We start from the raw sequence: 17,057 nt of genomic DNA, 5'->3' as shown, positions 1-17,057 counted from the left end.
TTAATGTGCTATTCCATTTCGCTTATTCTGCAGTCTTGTAGCACTGATTCTGAATCAACTATTGACAATGCACCCAATAGTTTTGAAAAGAGAACGCACTATATTAAATACAATTCAAAAAGTAGTCGTATCATTCCAGCTAATAGTGCTAATCCTTATGATGAGGTAGGAAGAAGACTTTATCAGCAAAAGTCTTATGTCATTCTTCAAAATCTACAAAAAGGTGGTGTAATTAGCAGCGTGAAGAGTAGTGATGCCAATTCTTTATTAACAGGCAAAGTATCGCTTATTCTTTCGGATAGTTTGTCTGGAATACTTGCTAATTGGGATGCTACGGTAGAAGCTAAAATAAGTTTTAGTCGCTTTATTAATTCCTTGCTGTTTCTTTCAAAAACGGAGGGAAGATATGAGGTTCTATATGATTTTATTGTCGCTTTTGAAGCGAGTGTTTTGACAGATGAGACGTTTGCGGAAAATGATAAAGAGGTTATTTTAACGATTTCATCTGTTGTTCGATATGAAACTTATGAGGAGTCAATAACACCTCCAAAGAATAAAGATCCTGACTGGACTATATTTTTAAGGCAGCTAGGTAAACTAAAAACGAATTAGCTGTTGTTTTATAACAGAAATTTTGTTTTAGATAAGTACGTTTAAAGGGCTGCTCGGTTTTGAGCAGCCTTTTTTAATTTTCATCTGCTTCGTCCATACGGATTATTAGTTTGTTTTTGAGTGTATTCAGAAATTTTGTTCTCTCGGATTTTCTGTTGCGGATTTCCAGAAAAACTCTATTGAACTGCCCCAAATCAATATTAAAAGATGACTCGAAAAATGTTGTGACTTCTTTTAGTCCTGAGGTTCCGTTATTAAAAACGCCTTCTGTATGGAGTGCATAAATCAACTCGATCAGTTCTACTTTTGATCCTGTCCATTTTGGACCTTTATGGAGTGGGGAAGGTGATTGTATTGCTATTGTCTTTCGGTCTAATTTTGTTATTTGCTCTTCCAGAAAATCTTTTATCTCATCGTTGGCTAGAATGCGAGCCACTTTATAATCATGTGAAGTAGTGAAGCGATGATCTGCCTGAAAATAATGACTGTCAAGCATTAGTTTAAGATCATATTTTGCCCGTATAAAATATTTATTATCTAGGCAGTTGTTGCCGGTGCGGTAGTAACGGTAAAACTCCTGGTTCTCCATGAAAAAGACTTTTAATTTAAGGAGTTCAGTTTTATAATATTTGCCTATTGTTTTTTGGGAACCCAATGGTTTGTTGGTTTCAATAGTATAGATTTCGTTGTAGTAAATCAATTTGCTAGCAAACTTTGGCTTGATGTCCCGAAAGAATTTTATTTCCTCTGTTTTATTTAGCCGTTTGTATTTTATGAAAAAGGTTTTTAGTTTCTCTAAGGCAGCAACGCTATTAGTTATTGCCTGCTCGGCCGACTGTACCGGATTTTCTGTTTCCAGATGGATTAATTTTAACTGATGTTCTAACTCAGATATCAAGGATTCAGCAAATAATTTCATTCGAGCAGTTTTAGATTTACAATTTGACTGATTCAGTAATTGAATCGGGAGGTAAATCTATTTGATGGTTGCGTGGGTTGCAAATGGTGTGGTGTTCGATTCCCGAATTGAATAGCGAAATTCCCGAATTGCATACTTTGTTTTTTGTGCTACTGCAGTGATTATATTTTATATTTACCGCAAAAATGCGGTGATAACTGTACGTTAATCACCGCATTTATAATTAAAGCGATATTGCAGGTTATAAGTTGTGAACTAGTAGCTTACTAGTAAAAAAGAATAGCATATCTTATAATACTAGTTGTACTCATTTATTCTATTTTTAAAGCGTTAAACCAGTAGTAAAAAGCTTCTGGGTTATTTTTTTTTATTTTGTAATTTTTTCAATTTTCTCCATCAACATTACAAACCTTTCTTCTCTTACCAATGGATGGATGTGCATGGCTAAAATTTCGTTTGCTTGAGGATGGTTTTTTATGACGTTTATTTCTTGTTTTATGTATGTTCTAACATCTTCATCGGCAGCGAGTATTTCTTCTACAATTGAGGTTCTGTTGTCTAATAGGTAGATGATGTCTTCGTAATCGTGGCTAGCGTAGAAATCATTTGCACCTCTATCTTTAAATGCTTCTAATTTCGTAGCAAGGAAATAGGGTGAAGGTAAAATGTTTATGCTCACTCTTTCAGGTAATTCAATTTGTTGTAGGTATTTAAAGCCTGGCTTGTACCATATATTAGAAACTCCGATGCTACTGTCTTCTGCAGGCATTATGTCTATTGCTATTTTATCATATTTGTATGAACAAATCGAATGTCCTTCAGGATCTGGATAAAATTTTAATTCTGCTAAGCGTTCTTGCATTTGCGCCCATTCGTTATAGTTAGCTAAATTTATAGTCATGTCTATGTCTGAAGTCGGTCTGATTTCTTCTGCAGCTGGGTCATCGGTGTACAAGCTAATCACTGCTCCACCAATGAATACCATTTTCTCTCTTAGTTCTTCTAGGCCTATCGCTACTTGAGCTACTAAAGCTAGGTTTATTATTTTATTGTGCATTTAGTATTCTTTTTTCCAGTTCTTTTTTCGCTATTTCTTTTTCTCTTGCTCTACCGACTCTCAATGCATCGACCATTGCCAGTAATTCGTATAGTATGTTGTCTTTTAGTACTGCTTGTACTACTGTATTGTATAACGGTTCGATGGCTTGACCTCTATCGTTTCCTCTAGCGTAAGGCCAAACATATTTTTCTGAGGCATTTATAATTTTATTTAACGGTTCTGCAGAATGTGCTGTCAAGACACCTCTTACTATTGGTCCAGGGTGTTGAGGAAACGCATAGCTTATGCCATGAATGATGAATTCATTGAATGCTATACGGTTTACTTTTTTTCTTGCGTCATCAATTAGGCCTGCATATTTTGAACGATTGAGCGATTGGCTGACTTCTGATTGGCTTATTCCTAATTCTTCTGCCAGTGTATGGTGAAACCAGTCTTTGTTTCCTAAAGCGATAATCTTTAGGAGGATTACTATGTCTTGTGGCTTTAGATTATTTTTTATTTGTCCCATTTTTCTTTATATTGAATATTGCGATATGCAATATTACTTAATTTTACATTGTAAAACAATAGATTATGATTTAATATTGCATATCGCGATATGCGATATGATTATATATCTATTAATCCTAGTTATTATACATAGAGACTTTTTTGCAAATCCTCGATCGGGGTTTGTTTTAGATTGGTGAGATACTTTGTGGTCACGCAGCATGTTCTAAAGACATTCACAGAAAAAGTTGTGAGACTTTTATCCTAATTTATGGGTTTCTAGAATTTAAAAAAAAACGCAAAGTCATAAGACATTTGCGTAGCATAGAGGCGAACACTTCGTGGAGCGGGGACTTTTATTGCGTTTAGGTCTTTTAAGAATTTAAAAAAAAGCGCAAAGTCATGAGACTTTGCGGAGCTGGAGCAACTAGTTTTTGAATTCCCGTTTTATCCTGTCCTATTTTATTTCATGCCATCTAAATACCTTGCCAACATTGGGAAGTTTCATGTCACACCATAATAATTGAAAAATTATTTAATTGCGGCTACACTTTTTCAAGAATCATTGCTATAACAATAAAACAAATAATAATGATAGCCACTACAACACAAATTTTAATTTTCATTCCAGCCATGTTTATCCTACTTTGGATAATGCCAGATCAAAAAATAAAAGTAATCTTTGGAGAAATTAGAAAAACACTCCAGATATTACCAATTTCCAAGATTGCTCAGGCAGTAACTAGTTGGTCAAAAAGGAAAAATGACCCTTAAACCAAGCAAACGGGTTCGAGATTGAAAGGGTTTGAAGAGCAAGGTTATTTTGAGAGTTTATCGTTTACGTTATTAGCACGGACGGGACATTCGCGCTAACGATATATGCCCAAACCGGCGAAGGGGTAACATTTTTAGTAAGTACTCGATGCAATCAAGCACCAGAGAACTTGCGATAGTTCGAGGTCGGGAGACCTCGAAGAGCAGGGGGCACCAGAGGGGGGATTATGTAAATAGTAGTTACAGGAATTACGAAGAAGATAACACTGTTTTTTGTAATGTAAATATCGAACCTTTATGGTAATCTCATTATAAGAACCGCGTTGCAAACGCTTTATTTAATTTGAACAAGTAAGTAGGTACTCGTTGCAAACGAGCACCAGAGGGGGGGGACAAGTAAGTAGGTGTAAATATCGAACCTTTATGGTAATCTCATTGTAAGAACCGCGTTGCAAACGCTTTATTTAATTTGAACAAGTAAGTAGGTACTCGTTGCAAACGAGCACCAGAGGAGGTTATGTAAATAGTAGTTACAGGAATTACGAAGAAGATAACACTGTTTTTTGTAGTGTAAATATCGAACCTTTATGGTAATCTCATTGTAAGAACCGCGTTGCAAACGCTTTATTTAATTTGAACAAGTAAGTAGGTACTCGTTGCAAACGAGCACCAGAGGCGGGGGGAATTACGAAGAAGATAACACTGTTTTTTGTAATGTAAATATCGAACCTTTATGGTAATCTCATTATAAGAACCGCGTTGCAAACGCTTTATTTAATTTGAACAAGTAAGTAGGTACTCGTTGCAAACGAGCACCAGAGGGGAATGTAAATATCGAACTTTTATGGTAATCTCATTATAAGAGCCGCGTTGCAAACGCTTTATTTAATTTGAACAAGTAAGTAGGTACTCGTTGCAAACGAGCACCAGAGGGGACTTTTATGGTAATCTCATTATAAGAGCCGCGTTGCAAACGCTTTGTTTAATTTGAACAAGTAAGTAGGTACTCGTTGCAAACGAGCACCAGAGGGGACTTTTATGGTAATCTCATTATAAGAGCCGCGTTGCAAACGCTTTGTTTAATTTGAACAAGTAAGTAGGTACTCGTTGCAAACGAGCACCAGAGGGGGGGGTATGTAAATAGTAGTTACAGGAATTACGAAGAAGATAACACTGTTTTTTGTAATGTAAATATCGAACCTTTATGGTAATCTCATTATAAAAACCGCGTTGCAAACGCTTTATTTAATTTGAACAAGTAAGTAGGTACTCGTTGCAAACGAGCACCAGAGGGGGGGTATGTAAATAGTAGTTACAGGAATTACGAAGAAGATAACACTGTTTTTTGTAATGTAAATATCGAACCTTTATGGTAATCTCATTATAAAAACCGCGTTGCAAACGCTTTATTTAATTTGAACAAGTAAGTAGGTACTCGTTGCAAACGAGCACCAGAGGGAGCAAAGACTTAATTCGCTTTTCTCATTTCCGTGATAATCGTAGCTGTTCTTCTATCGGCATACATTCTGTTTAAGGAACTAAAAGCCCATATACAAGCAGGAATCCAACCTATAATTGTGATTTGTAAAACTAGACAAAAGATGCCTGAAACAATTTTACCTTGTAATAGCAAGGATAGCCATGGCAGAAAAAACGCTAAAACGTATCTCATATTTTTTTATTTGTAAAAGCAGAAGGATTCGAACTTTCGATCGCCTGCTTAGAAGGCAGGTGCTCTTTATTTATAGTTTGTTTGATAAAACTCATACTATACCCGATATTAGCGGGGTATCCCGACCTCGAAGAGCATGGGGCATAAGTTATTGTCTTGTTTTCTAGTTTGATTATTTTTTGCTTTTTAATAAGTCAGGTACTGCAATAACAGGTAAAATAATTGAACTCAAGAATGTGTCTTTCCATAAAGTAAATACCATACCCCTTAAAGTAGAATAGGAAATTCCTAAAAGGGTACAGACAAAAACGCCACTAAATAATGGTTTTTCATTATTTATTTGATAATGGTCTTTCAAATCTTCTATTTTGAAAAAGAAATCAACCTCATAACTACCACCTTGATTTATTGTTTTTTCATCAATAACCGCGCTAACATCCAGAAAAAGTCTGATTTTGACAACCTCTTTTTCCAAGTTATGCATCATATTATGAGCAATATTAATATCGTAAGTAGGTTTCTTCTCTAATTTTTCAGATACCAAAAAAGTGTTTTCTTTTTCCCATCTAATATTATTTAAATGAATTTTAGATGGTACGATTTCATTATTATCCATAAAATTATGATACTTTCTTATCTAAACCGCTTTCTGTCGCAAAAACCTCTGAATTTTCAAATAGTGTATCTTCTAATTCTTCTTCTTGATTGACATGAACTTTTAAATAAACATATTCTTTTTGAGCCTCGATATGAATAATGTCTTCACCTAATACTGTTTCTATTTTAGTAATTGTTTTGGTAGTAAATGTGTGTGTTCCTGTTAGCCATTTGCTTATTTCAGATGGTTTTTTCTCAAGCATACGTGCTAAATCAGCGGGTTTTAAACCTCGATCTTTAAGTAGTTCTTGAATTTTGTCAGCAATAGCAAGATTCTTTTCTACAAGTTTTGCTATTTCAGGGCTTCCATTTTCATCAAGCCAAGTGTCAATACTATTATTTTTGGGAAATTTCATAATTTTTTAGAATTGTAGTTTAAAATCATCTTCACAATCGATTTCTGTACAATCATCGTTCCAAACGATGTCTTTATTTGCAAAAGCACTGTCAATCGCTTTTGTAAGTTTGTTTGCTAATTTGAAATGTTTTCGGACATTTAGACAATCTTGTGCATAATGGGCAGTTTTAATATCGCCATTAAATAAAAACACTACATTTTCATTGGCTCTTAAGCAATACAGACGGATATTGTTTGCTTTCTTTTTGCCGTACTCGGTGTAATGAGGTTTTCTCTCGATACCTTTGGGAGGTAATGCCGAAGCATCAGCAGTTTCTCCTTCGGATCTAAATAAATGAGACTGTGCGCCATATTTATTTCCTATTAGTTTAATCCAATCCAACACATGGTTTAATTTCTCTTTGTTAGTGCTAGTATGATGCGTTATAAACTCCTCAAAAAGAGAAATTTCATTACCTTCTATACAAACAGAATAATAAGAAACCTTATTATATTGTGCTATTGGTTTTATATGTGCAAAAGTATTCACTTATAAGTTATTTTCCAAATTATTATTCACTTTTAAGTTAATTTTTTAAGTTAGCTTGTTATATATACTGTTTAATTAGAGTAGCTATCTGTATTTTCATAGTTTTCATTTAAATTTCACCATGACTGATTAGGTTTCTGCCAATTTATCAATGTAAGGGCTAACTCTCTCAGCAGTTCAAAATCGTTAGAGATTGAAAAGCTGGTTGCTGTATTATTCTGACTTATCCTGAAAATATATCTGAAATATAACAATTCATTTTACCTACAATTCAAATATAGAAAAAAAACTACAAAATAATAGGTCGTTTACTTTGTAGTTTTTTATAATTATTTGAAAAACATTCAATTATAAAGCTATTTTCGGAAAAAGTCAGGAGACTTTTATTGCGTTTAGGTCTTTTAAGAATTTAAAAAAAAGCGCAAAGTCATGAGACTTTGCGGAGCGGGGCACCATAGGGGGAAGATAACACTGTTTTTTTGTAATGTAAATATCGAACCTTTATGGTAATCTCATTATAAAAACCGCGTTGCAAACGCTTTATTTAATTTGAACAAGTAAGTAGGTGAGCAGGGAGCACCAGAGGGGGGGGAAGATAACACTGTTTTTTTAATGTAAATATCGAACCTTTATGGTAATCTCATTATAAAAACCGCGTTGCAAACGCTTTATTTAATTCGCACAAGTAAGTAGGTGAGCAGGGGGCGGGGCACCAGAGGGGGAAGATAACACTGTTTTTTTAATGTAAATATCGAACCTTTATGGTAATCTCATTATAAAAACCGCGTTGCAAACGCTTTGTTTAATTTGAACAAGTAAGTAGGTACTCGTTGCAAACGAGCACCAGAGGGGGAAGAAGATAACACTGTTTTTTGTAATGTAAATATCGAACTTTTATGGTAATCTCATTATAAGAGCTGCGTTGCAAACGCTTTGTTTAATTTGAACAAGTAAGTAGGTACTCGTTGCAAACGAGCACCAGAGGGGTCTCGAAAAGCTGGTTGCTGTATTATTCTGACTTATCCTGAAAATATATTTGAAATATAACAATTCATTTTACCTACAATTCAAATATAGAAAAAAAACTACAAAATAATAGGTCTGTTACTTTGTGGTTTTTTATAATTATTTGAAAAACATTCAATTATAAAGCTATTTTCGGAAAAAGTCAGGAGACTTTTATTGCGTTTAGGTTTTTTAAGAATTTAAAAAAAAGCGCAAAGTCATGAGACTTTGCGGAGCGGGGCACCATAGGGGGAAGATAACACTGTTTTTTTTAATGTAAATATCGAACCTTTATAGTAATCTCATTATAAAAACCGCGTTGCAAACGCTTTATTTAATTTGAACAAGTAAGTAGGTACTCGTTGCAAACGAGCACCAGAGGGGGGAAGCCTTGATTAATATGCATAAAAAAAGATGCTCCAGCATCTTTTTTATTTCACACTTTATAAAAACTTATTTTTCATTCCGTGTCCTCCCACTATCATTATAATGCCTATTCCTCAAATACTCATAAAACTTCCGTGTCACATAAAGACCTAAAAACCATATCACAATTAGTCCTATAATTTCGTACCATTTCATATCTTGAATTTTTAATTGAATTCAAAATAGGTGTTTAATTTTTTTATATGATATGCAATTTGGAAAATTCGATATGCATTTTGGGAGAGTTTCTATAAATAATAAGAAGATGCCATTAAGCATCTTCTTATTAAAGAGGTTTATTTGGCCAAAATTCTTTGGGAGAACAACCAAATATTTTCGCAATGTCATTTAAATGTTTGACATTATATTTTGCTTTTTTTGAAGGGGCTTCAATGTCGCCAATAAAACCAACACCTTTGCCAAGTCTAAGAGATAGATCCATTTGGGTTAACCCTTGTGACTCTCTAATCTCTCTAACGCGCTGAATAATATATCTATCTATTTCACTTATCATACTTACAAATAGCCATATAATTATTATTTTTATCAATGGACTATAGTCCATATTAAATATGTTTTTACTATATTTGCTTTTGAATACATATATTTGCGATTCTTCATATAAAACATTTGAAGCATTCGCTTAGAATCTCGACTTTGAAAACTGGTAATTTTGCAACGAGAAGATAAGTATGATGCTCACGTCCCATGGCGTGGGCTCACTTATTGTTGCCGGGTATACCAGTGCCTCAAAGTCAATAAGCTGAGTTCCATGCCATTTTTTATGGCTATACCTCAGCTTGTTCTAAGCAATACTTCTTCATTTTAATAGTCTCGCATTCATTTGTTACCTAGTCTAACCACTAAAACCCATGAGCCTATGATTTAAAAACTATTCTTATTTAAGCCTTTCGTCTGAACCTCGACTTCGCTCAGTATGGACTTATCAGGGTGACAAAACTATAATGCCTAGAAAACTCCTGCACCGAAAAACCTTTTGAATAAAATGGACATAATTTAATTTGAGTTAGTTATCACAAGGTGCAGGTTGTTTTTTAGTCGCTAACAAAAAAAGCACTTAACCTTTTAAACAAGTAAATATTAATATGAAGTACTACAAACAAATAATAGCTACATTAATAATAGCATTCATAACACTTATATGTCTTTGGTTTTATGGTTGCGACTGTTTTAACTAAAATAGGTTATTTAGTATTTCATAACAACCAACTACCATAAATAAAACCGCTTGCCTATGATAAAATAAATAATAGTGCGATTAGCTAACGCTCCGTTCGCTTCGCTCGGGTGCTTCGTGCCTCGCAACGACAAAAAAAAAGGCCCTCCAACCGTCTGGACAACTGAAAAGAGGACCAATGCTAACAAAACTAACGTTTCATTTAACTAAACCAAAATTATGAATAAATTTTCATTATTTAAGGGTAAATGGTGGATTCCTTTACTTTTAGGGATTTACTGCTTCCTTTATACTACTAAGTCATTAGCCCGAGAAAAGAGTGGCATACCTGACAGCCACTGGCTGTCCTCCTCTCCATATCACATGCTCGGGATGACACAATCTATTGTAATTACCGGAACTGTAAGTGACAGTCAGGGTGTACTGCCCGGCGTTACTGTATCAGTTCAGGGAAAATCAACAGCCACCATTACCGATTTTCAAGGTAAATATGGCATAACGGCCACGCCCACTGATATTCTTGTATTTTCTTTCGTAGGTTATACCACCTTAAGTATTCCAATAGCGGGACGCACTATAGTTACTGTACACCTACAGGAAGATGCTACCCAACTGCAGGAAGTGAAAATTAATGCGGGTTATTATACTGTAAAAGAAAGTGAACGTACGGGAAGTATTGCAAAAATCACGTCAAAAGATATTGAAAACCAACCAGTAACCAATGTTCTTGCTGCGATGCAAGGGAGGATGGCGGGGGTGAATATTACCCAGACTACCGGAACTCCTGGAGGAGGATTCTCGGTACAGATTAGAGGATTAAACAGTGTTCGTGCCGCTGGTAATAATCCGCTGTATATTATAGACGGTATACCGTATTCCACGGATGCTATAGGCAGTGGGCAAAATGCTACCGGTTTTCCCAGCAGGCTTAGTCCGTTGAATAGTATCAATCCAGACCAAATAGACAGTATTGAAGTATTAAAAGATGCGGATGCTACAGCAATTTACGGCTCAAGAGGTGCGAACGGCGTTGTACTGATTACCACCAAAAAAGGCAAGCAAGGCAAAACGAAATTTACTACCAACCTATCTACAGGTGCTGGAACCGTTACCCGTTTTATAGACCTTGTCAATACCGAACAATACCTTGCCATGCGCAAGGAAGCATTCGTTAATGACGGGATTACCCAATATCCAGAAGCGGCCTATGATATCAATGGGACATGGGACCAAACCCGTTATACCAACTGGCAGAAAGCATTGCTTGGCGGAACATCGCTGATTAGTGAACTGCAATCTTCTGTTTCTGGCGGCAGTGCCCAAACACAATTTTTGATGAGTGGTAATTTTAATAAACAAACCACCATCTATCCCCGCGATTTCGTTTATAAGAAAGCCAATGTGCATTTGAATATTAACCACGAATCAGAAGATAAAAAATTCAGGACTAGTTTTAGTGGAGGTTATACTTTGCAGGACAACAACCAATCGCGAATTGACCTGAACACAACTGCCTTGCAACTTGCTCCCAATGCACCGGCACTTTATGGTGAAAACGGCGAACTGAATTGGGAAAACAGCACTTTTAATAATCCGCTTGCTAATTTCGCTGGAAGTTATAATGCCAAGACCCATGACCTTTTAGCTAGTTCATTATTGTCTTACAGGATTTGCGATTCTTTTGAAATCAGATCTAATTTTGGATATTCGACTATTTACAACGATGAGGTGAACGGTTTGCCATCCACCATGTTTGATCCTGCATCGGACACAGGGCCAGAATTTTCGACTTTGATAGTGGGACGTAATACAAGGAAAACCTTGATTGCAGAGCCACAGATGAACTGGAAAAGACAGTTCAAAAATATTGCTGTGGATGTACTGGCAGGAAGCACATTCCAGTCCCAAACCAGTACACAGCTGGTACAAGTTGGACAAGGGTTTTCAAGCAATAGTCTGCTGTATAACATTGCATCAGCAACGACTGTAACCATTCCCGCAAATGATGAAACGCAATACAAATACCAAGCATTATTTGGCAGAATCAACCTGAACTGGAAGGAAAAGTATATTGTGAACCTTACCGGCAGGCGTGACGGATCAAGCCGTTTTGGTCCTGGAAAGCAATATGCCAACTTTGGTGCTGTAGGTGCGGCATGGCTCTTTTCGAAAGAACGTTTTACGGAGTTAATTCCTGTACTCAGCTTTGGAAAAATCAGGGCTAGTTATGGTGTAACGGGAAATGACCAAATAGGGGATTATCAATTTCTTGACACTTATGGCTCTACAGGAGTTAACTATGGAGGAACGATAGGACTACAACCGACACGCCTTTACAACCCTGCCTTTGGGTGGGAGACCAATACAAAGTTTGAGGTTGCACTTGAAGTCGGTTTTTTTAAAGATCGGGTCTTTTTAACGGCAGGATGGTACAACAACCGTTCTTCGAATCAACTGACCGGAATACCATTACCCGGAACCACCGGATTTACGGTATTGCAGTCAAACCTTGATGCACTGGTAGAAAATAAAGGGACAGAGTTTACCTTGCGTACAGTTAATCTCGAGAATAACGTACTTACTTGGTCTACAAATTTGAATCTGACGTTTGAGAGAAATACTTTATTGGAATATCCAGATTTGGATACTTCTACATTCCGAAACACCTACGTAATTGGGGAACCGCTTAACATCAAGAAGGTATATCATTTTACGGGAGTTGATCCGCAAACTGGGATCTACACTTTTGAGGACAAGAATGGTGATGGTCTTTATACTACAAAGGACGACAAAACCGAAGTTCGGGACTTTAATCCTGAATTTTATGGTGGGTTACAAAATACTGTAAAGTATAAGCACTGGCAGCTTGATTTTCTATTCCAGTTTGTAAAACAGTTGAACTATAATGGTGACGCGGCGTATACCTTGCCAGGGAGCATGTTTAATCAGCCCGTCAGCGCATTAGACCACTGGAAGCAACCGGGCGACATCGCCTCGCACCAAATTTATACTGATGGAAGCAATGCCGCTGCTGTAGCAGCTTATGACCGATATCTCGCTAGTGATGCTGTGATTTCGGATGCCTCTTATATAAGATTGAAGAACATTTCGATTTCTTATGACCTGCCGGAAAAGATTCTAAAGAATATGCGATGCAGGATTTTTATGGAAGGGCAGAATGTGCTGACTTTTACAAAATACCAAGGGGCTGACCCTGAGTTTAAGTCGGTTGGTTATTTGCCACCGCTTCGAATTCTTAGTGCCGGACTACAATTTACATTTTAATACTATGACTATGAAATACAATACCAGAAGTACTATACCTATGCGGTGTACTAAAAGAACCATGTGTCTTCGTTTTTATTCGGCTATTTACATGATAGCCCTAGCACTGTTTTTTCAGGCCTGTGATGAATTTGTTGCGGTCGATGTACCCAAGAATCAGCTTATTGCCAGTGGTGTTTTTGAAGAAAAGGCAACCGCCAATGCTGCCATGACTGATATCTATTCGAAAATCAGGGATTTTGGTATGCTTACCGGAACACAGGCAGGATTGACTCATACCTTAGGCCTTTATGCCGATGAACTGGTATTTTACGGCACTGCCCAAAACGGGAATACGGCATTTTATACTAATACACTAGTCGCCTCTAGTGTTGAAATCAGGAACATCTGGAATTTGAGTTATAACCAAATTTATGCTGCTAATTCAGTTATTGCAGGCGTTGACGGAGCTGTTAAACTGCCACAATCTGACAAAGACGTATTAAAAGGAGAAGCTTTGTTTGTTCGAGCGATGCTACATTTTTATCTCATGAACATTTATGGAGGCATTCCCTATATAACCACCACAGACTACGAGCAGAACAGAAAGGTATCAAGAACCTCTGTGAGCGCCGTTTATGATATGGCGAAAGCTGATTTGAATGCAGCAATAGCTTTATTACCAGATACCTATATTGGAGCAGGTCGCACTCGTCCCAATAAATTTGCAGCTTATGCCTTGCTTGCAAGAGTTTGTCTTTACGCTGGTGCGTGGGACGAATCGTCAAATGCTGCCTCGGCGGTACTTAACAATACGATACTCTATCCCTTTGAGACCGATCTTAATAAAATTTTCCTAAAGGAAAGCACCAGTACGATTTGGCAGTTAAGCCCAAAATCAGCGACCGGCAACACTAATGAAGCCGCCACGTTTATCTTTACCAGTACACCTCCAGCATTGTCTGCTATGAAGGAAGATTTGGTTTTGGCTTTTGAGGCTGGAGATCAACGAGCTGTCAAATGGGTGAAGGCAGTAACCAGTGGGGGATCAAGATGGTACCATCCGTTCAAGTATAAAAAGAAAACCAATACGGGAACTGTTGAAAACAGTATTATTTTTAGGCTTGGCGAATTGTATCTAATTCGTGCCGAAGCTAGGGCTAGAGCAGGAGAACTCATAGGAGCAAAAGAGGATTTAAATGTTATCCGTACTACTGCAGGTCTCGGAAATACGACAGCGGTTACACAGGCAGCACTTTTAACGGCTATTTTAAAGGAGCGAAGAGTTGAACTGTTTACCGAATTCGGGCATCGATTTTTTGATCTTAAGCGATTTAACCAAATCAATGAAGTGTTGTCTGCCAGTAAAAGCGGTTGGGATGCCAACGATGTTTTGTTTCCCATTCCAGAGACGGAAATTGATCTTAACGGTACTCTTGCACCTCAAAATACTGGTTACTAATGAAAACGATACTCCAATATAATTTTTTTATTTGCTTTCGTTTATTTTGCATTATTGTAACCGTTCCGATTTTCGGACAGGTTTCAAAAGGCCGCCAATTGACTGTTGCAGATTATCCTTTGTGGCATACGCTGCGACAACATCAGCTTTCAGATAATGGAAACTGGCTGAGTTATAAACTAGACTATGACGGTTTACCCGATACTCTTTTTGTGAAGCATACAAAAAGTGCCAAGAGTTACACTTTTCCGAAAGGGTATAGCGATAGTTTTATAGGGAATAATGCATTTGGCTGTTTGGACAATAGCAAAACTTTTCATCTTTTAAATCTTACCAATGGTGTTGTCCTTAGGAAAAGCAATATCGCATCATATGAATCTTTAAATGGAACTATGCTATTGTTTAGTGATTTAGAAGGAATTAAAGGAAATTTGACTTTAACGGATTTAGATCTTAAAGTACTTCAGACTTACAAGGATGTTCACAGTTATGCTATAAGCCATGATCGAAAATCGGTGGTATTCACTACTAGTTCCAATACTAAAAATGCTGTTTATGTCATTAATTTGGATCGGGGAACGGAAAAAAAGTTAGTGGTCGAAAGTAGTACCCATTCCTTTACTAGTTTGACGTGGAGCGGGACTAAAGATTCGTTTGCCTTTATCAGTAATCCCACGGGTGTATTAAATCTGGCCGATGCCATACTTTATCATTACAATGAAAAGGAAGCGTTGCAAAGTGTTACCAGGGCAGAGGGAAACTGGACTAAAAATTTTGAAATTGCATCTACTGACCTCTCCGGGATTCATGTATCGGATGACGGTGAACGTGTTTTGTTTATCCTGAAAGAGAAGTTAGAAAGTAGTGGAAAAATGGCAGTATCAGCAGTGCAGGTGTGGAATGGTGATGATGAAACATTGTATCCTTATGCTAAAGTGAGCAGGAAGTCTCCGGGCCACTTGGGAATATGGTGGCCTGCCGAGCATCGAATGATAGTAACCGGCAGTACCGATAAAGCGATTGCCATGGTAGGCGGAGCACAAAAGTTTGTGCTTGCAAAATCATTTTCTAAATTACAGCCCTCGATAAAATACGACGCAGACAGCGATTATACGTTTACTGATTTTGAAACAGGAAAAGAACACCCCTTTTTGAATCAGCATCCAGGAGAGTCTGATTATTTCTATAATTCACCCAACAATAGGTTTATTGTTTACTTTAGGCTTGATCACTGGTGGGTGTATGATATTAAGAAAGGAACACATTTGAATCTTACCAAAAATCTAACAGTACAATTCTCCGAGGAAGACTATGACAAACCGGACGCTCCGCCACCCTATGGTATTGGTGGGTTTACCAAGGATGATAGGGCATTGCTGCTTTATGATAAACATGATATTTGGGAAATAAATAGCGATGGCTCAGGTGCAAAAAAACTTACCAATGGACGCAGCTCTCAAATAGTGTACAGACTGTCTGGAATATACGATGCTACTACTGCGATAAAATCATGGATGATGCCGCAGGTTCCTATTGTTGATAATGATAGTATGCTAGTGGAGGGCATTGCTTCTGATTTCAGTACTTCGGGCTATTATAAATTGAGTAAATTCAAAATTCAGAATATGACCACTGTCGCAAAGCGGTTGAAGCATCTTCTAAAAGCAAAGAATTGCGATTATTACACTTTTACGCAGGACGATTACAACAGCCCCCTAGAAATAGTTGGAATGGAGGGAAATGGGAAAACAAGCAGTATATTTAAGAGCAATAAGCATCACTATCAGTATAATTGGGGAAAATCTGATCTGATATCATATCAAAATAAGAAGGGCAAAGCACTTAAAGGTATCTTGTTTTATCCGTTTGACTTTGATGCTACTAAAAAGTATCCTATGGTGGTGCAGATCTATCAAAAACAAAGCCAACTGTTGCATGCTTATACTAACCCCGGACTTCATAACGGAAGTGGATTTAATAAAACAAACCTCACCAGTACTGGTTATTTTGTACTCTATCCTGATATTGTCTATGAAATAGGAAATCCCGGTTTTTCAGCGCTAGATTGCGTGGTAGCCGCAACAAAAGCTGCAATTGCATCCGGATTTATTGATAAAGAAAATATTGGGTTGACCGGGCATTCCTTTGGAGGATACGAAACCGACTTTATTATTACGCAGACTAATATGTTTAAAACAGCAATAGCAGGAGCGGGTGTCTCTGATTTTATAAGCGGTTATCTTTCTTATGGGGTAAGTTATAAAAGACATGATGCTTGGCGGTTTGAAAATGACCAATTTCGAATGAAAAAATCGCTATTTGAAGATTGGGAAGGGTATAGGAATAACTCCCCTATAACATTTGCAGAACAGGTAAAAACTCCTCTGCTTTCATGGGCAGGCGAAATAGACGCACAAGTAAACAAAGACCAGACTATGGCGTTTTACTTTGCTTTGCGAAAACTGAATAAGTCGCATGTAATGCTGTTGTATCCCGGAGAGGGACACGTACTACTGGACAGGAAGAACCAAGAGGATCTTTCCAATAAATTAGTTGAGTGGTTTGATTATTATCTGAAAGGAAAAGAAAGAAAGCCTGATTGGCTGAACCCTTAACACTCCCCTTAAAT

The 17,057-nt window shown here is 37.1% G+C and carries 13 protein-coding genes; 5 read left to right on the top strand and 8 right to left on the bottom strand.

Going from position 1 to position 17,057, the window contains the following annotated elements; translation table 11 throughout:
• Window positions 1–3 precede the first annotated feature (3 nt).
• Window positions 4–612 (top strand): hypothetical protein, encoded by a 609-nt coding sequence (locus V5J73_RS11710; RefSeq protein ID WP_338646089.1) that lies wholly within the window; start codon window positions 4–6, stop codon window positions 610–612.
• A 73-nt stretch (window positions 613–685) separates the two neighbouring features.
• On the opposite strand, the gene V5J73_RS11705 is transcribed toward V5J73_RS11710, so the two are convergent.
• The 3 genes from V5J73_RS11705 to V5J73_RS11695 all read right to left on the bottom strand — a co-directional run bounded on the left by V5J73_RS11705 (window position 686) and on the right by V5J73_RS11695 (window position 3,102).
• Window positions 686–1,531: an RteC domain-containing protein gene (locus V5J73_RS11705; RefSeq protein WP_338646087.1), complete on the bottom strand. Its 846-nt coding sequence runs from the start codon at window positions 1,529–1,531 to the stop codon at window positions 686–688.
• Window positions 1,532–1,898: 367 nt separating this feature from the next.
• Entirely contained in the window at window positions 1,899–2,588 is a 690-nt protein-coding gene (locus V5J73_RS11700) for a nucleotidyl transferase AbiEii/AbiGii toxin family protein (protein WP_338646086.1), read from the bottom strand.
• A complete protein-coding gene (locus V5J73_RS11695; RefSeq protein WP_338646085.1) occupies window positions 2,578–3,102 on the bottom strand; it encodes a hypothetical protein in 525 nt (174 codons plus the stop codon). Before V5J73_RS11695 ends, V5J73_RS11700 begins: the two co-directional genes overlap by 11 nt.
• 572 nt (window positions 3,103–3,674) lie before the next feature.
• On the opposite strand from V5J73_RS11695, the gene V5J73_RS11690 reads away from it, so the two are divergent.
• A complete protein-coding gene (locus V5J73_RS11690) occupies window positions 3,675–3,857 on the top strand; it encodes a hypothetical protein (RefSeq protein ID WP_338646083.1) in 183 nt (60 codons plus the stop codon).
• A gap of 1,468 nt (window positions 3,858–5,325) precedes the next feature.
• On the opposite strand, the gene V5J73_RS11685 is transcribed toward V5J73_RS11690, so the two are convergent.
• From V5J73_RS11685 to V5J73_RS11665, 5 genes are all read right to left on the bottom strand, one after another.
• A complete protein-coding gene (locus V5J73_RS11685; RefSeq protein ID WP_113635421.1) occupies window positions 5,326–5,529 on the bottom strand; it encodes a YqaE/Pmp3 family membrane protein in 204 nt (67 codons plus the stop codon).
• 172 nt (window positions 5,530–5,701) lie between these two features.
• Window positions 5,702–6,145: a hypothetical protein gene (locus tag V5J73_RS11680; RefSeq protein WP_338646080.1), complete on the bottom strand. Its 444-nt coding sequence runs from the start codon at window positions 6,143–6,145 to the stop codon at window positions 5,702–5,704.
• 4 nt (window positions 6,146–6,149) lie between these two features.
• Complete coding sequence (locus tag V5J73_RS11675) at window positions 6,150–6,542, bottom strand: helix-turn-helix domain-containing protein (RefSeq protein ID WP_315212234.1); 393 nt, start codon at window positions 6,540–6,542, stop codon at window positions 6,150–6,152.
• A 6-nt stretch (window positions 6,543–6,548) separates the two neighbouring features.
• Window positions 6,549–7,073 (bottom strand): hypothetical protein, encoded by a 525-nt coding sequence (locus tag V5J73_RS11670; protein WP_338646079.1) that lies wholly within the window; start codon window positions 7,071–7,073, stop codon window positions 6,549–6,551.
• A 1,717-nt stretch (window positions 7,074–8,790) separates the two neighbouring features.
• Window positions 8,791–9,069, bottom strand: a complete 279-nt coding sequence (locus V5J73_RS11665; RefSeq protein WP_338646077.1) for a helix-turn-helix domain-containing protein — start codon at window positions 9,067–9,069, stop codon at window positions 8,791–8,793.
• 852 nt (window positions 9,070–9,921) lie between these two features.
• Here V5J73_RS11665 and V5J73_RS11660 point away from each other — a divergent pair.
• The 3 genes from V5J73_RS11660 to V5J73_RS11650 are packed head-to-tail and all read left to right on the top strand — an operon-like array spanning window position 9,922 to window position 17,043.
• Window positions 9,922–12,987 (top strand): SusC/RagA family TonB-linked outer membrane protein, encoded by a 3,066-nt coding sequence (locus tag V5J73_RS11660; RefSeq protein WP_338646075.1) that lies wholly within the window; start codon window positions 9,922–9,924, stop codon window positions 12,985–12,987.
• A gap of 10 nt (window positions 12,988–12,997) precedes the next feature.
• On the top strand, window positions 12,998–14,428 hold the full coding sequence (locus tag V5J73_RS11655; RefSeq protein WP_338646074.1) for a RagB/SusD family nutrient uptake outer membrane protein: 1,431 nt from the start codon (window positions 12,998–13,000) through the stop codon (window positions 14,426–14,428).
• Window positions 14,428–17,043, top strand: a complete 2,616-nt coding sequence (locus tag V5J73_RS11650) for a S9 family peptidase (RefSeq protein ID WP_338646073.1) — start codon at window positions 14,428–14,430, stop codon at window positions 17,041–17,043. The genes V5J73_RS11655 and V5J73_RS11650 overlap by 1 nt, the downstream gene beginning before the upstream one ends.
• Window positions 17,044–17,057: the final 14 nt, after the last annotated feature.

Origin of the sequence: Flavobacterium sp. KS-LB2, from assembly GCF_036895565.1 — a bacterium.
In the GTDB taxonomy this organism is placed as follows: Bacteria; Bacteroidota; Bacteroidia; order Flavobacteriales; family Flavobacteriaceae; genus Flavobacterium.
Note: the sequence above shows the minus strand (reverse complement) of the source record. Positions and strands in the feature narration are given on the sequence as shown.

What these genes read in the sequence shown, in the direction of transcription:
- V5J73_RS11685 (WP_113635421.1), bottom strand. Translation starts at nt 5,529, where the DNA reads ATGAGATACGTTTTAGCGTTTTTTCTGCCATGGCTATCCTTGCTATTA.
- V5J73_RS11690 (WP_338646083.1), top strand. Translation starts at nt 3,675, where the DNA reads ATGATAGCCACTACAACACAAATTTTAATTTTCATTCCAGCCATGTTT.
- V5J73_RS11710 (WP_338646089.1), top strand. Translation starts at nt 4, where the DNA reads ATGTGCTATTCCATTTCGCTTATTCTGCAGTCTTGTAGCACTGATTCT.
- V5J73_RS11695 (WP_338646085.1), bottom strand. Translation starts at nt 3,102, where the DNA reads ATGGGACAAATAAAAAATAATCTAAAGCCACAAGACATAGTAATCCTC.
- V5J73_RS11650 (WP_338646073.1), top strand. Translation starts at nt 14,428, where the DNA reads ATGAAAACGATACTCCAATATAATTTTTTTATTTGCTTTCGTTTATTT.
- V5J73_RS11660 (WP_338646075.1), top strand. Translation starts at nt 9,922, where the DNA reads ATGAATAAATTTTCATTATTTAAGGGTAAATGGTGGATTCCTTTACTT.
- V5J73_RS11705 (WP_338646087.1), bottom strand. Translation starts at nt 1,531, where the DNA reads ATGAAATTATTTGCTGAATCCTTGATATCTGAGTTAGAACATCAGTTA.
- V5J73_RS11655 (WP_338646074.1), top strand. Translation starts at nt 12,998, where the DNA reads ATGAAATACAATACCAGAAGTACTATACCTATGCGGTGTACTAAAAGA.
- V5J73_RS11665 (WP_338646077.1), bottom strand. Translation starts at nt 9,069, where the DNA reads ATGGACTATAGTCCATTGATAAAAATAATAATTATATGGCTATTTGTA.
- V5J73_RS11675 (WP_315212234.1), bottom strand. Translation starts at nt 6,542, where the DNA reads ATGAAATTTCCCAAAAATAATAGTATTGACACTTGGCTTGATGAAAAT.
- V5J73_RS11680 (WP_338646080.1), bottom strand. Translation starts at nt 6,145, where the DNA reads ATGGATAATAATGAAATCGTACCATCTAAAATTCATTTAAATAATATT.
- V5J73_RS11700 (WP_338646086.1), bottom strand. Translation starts at nt 2,588, where the DNA reads ATGCACAATAAAATAATAAACCTAGCTTTAGTAGCTCAAGTAGCGATA.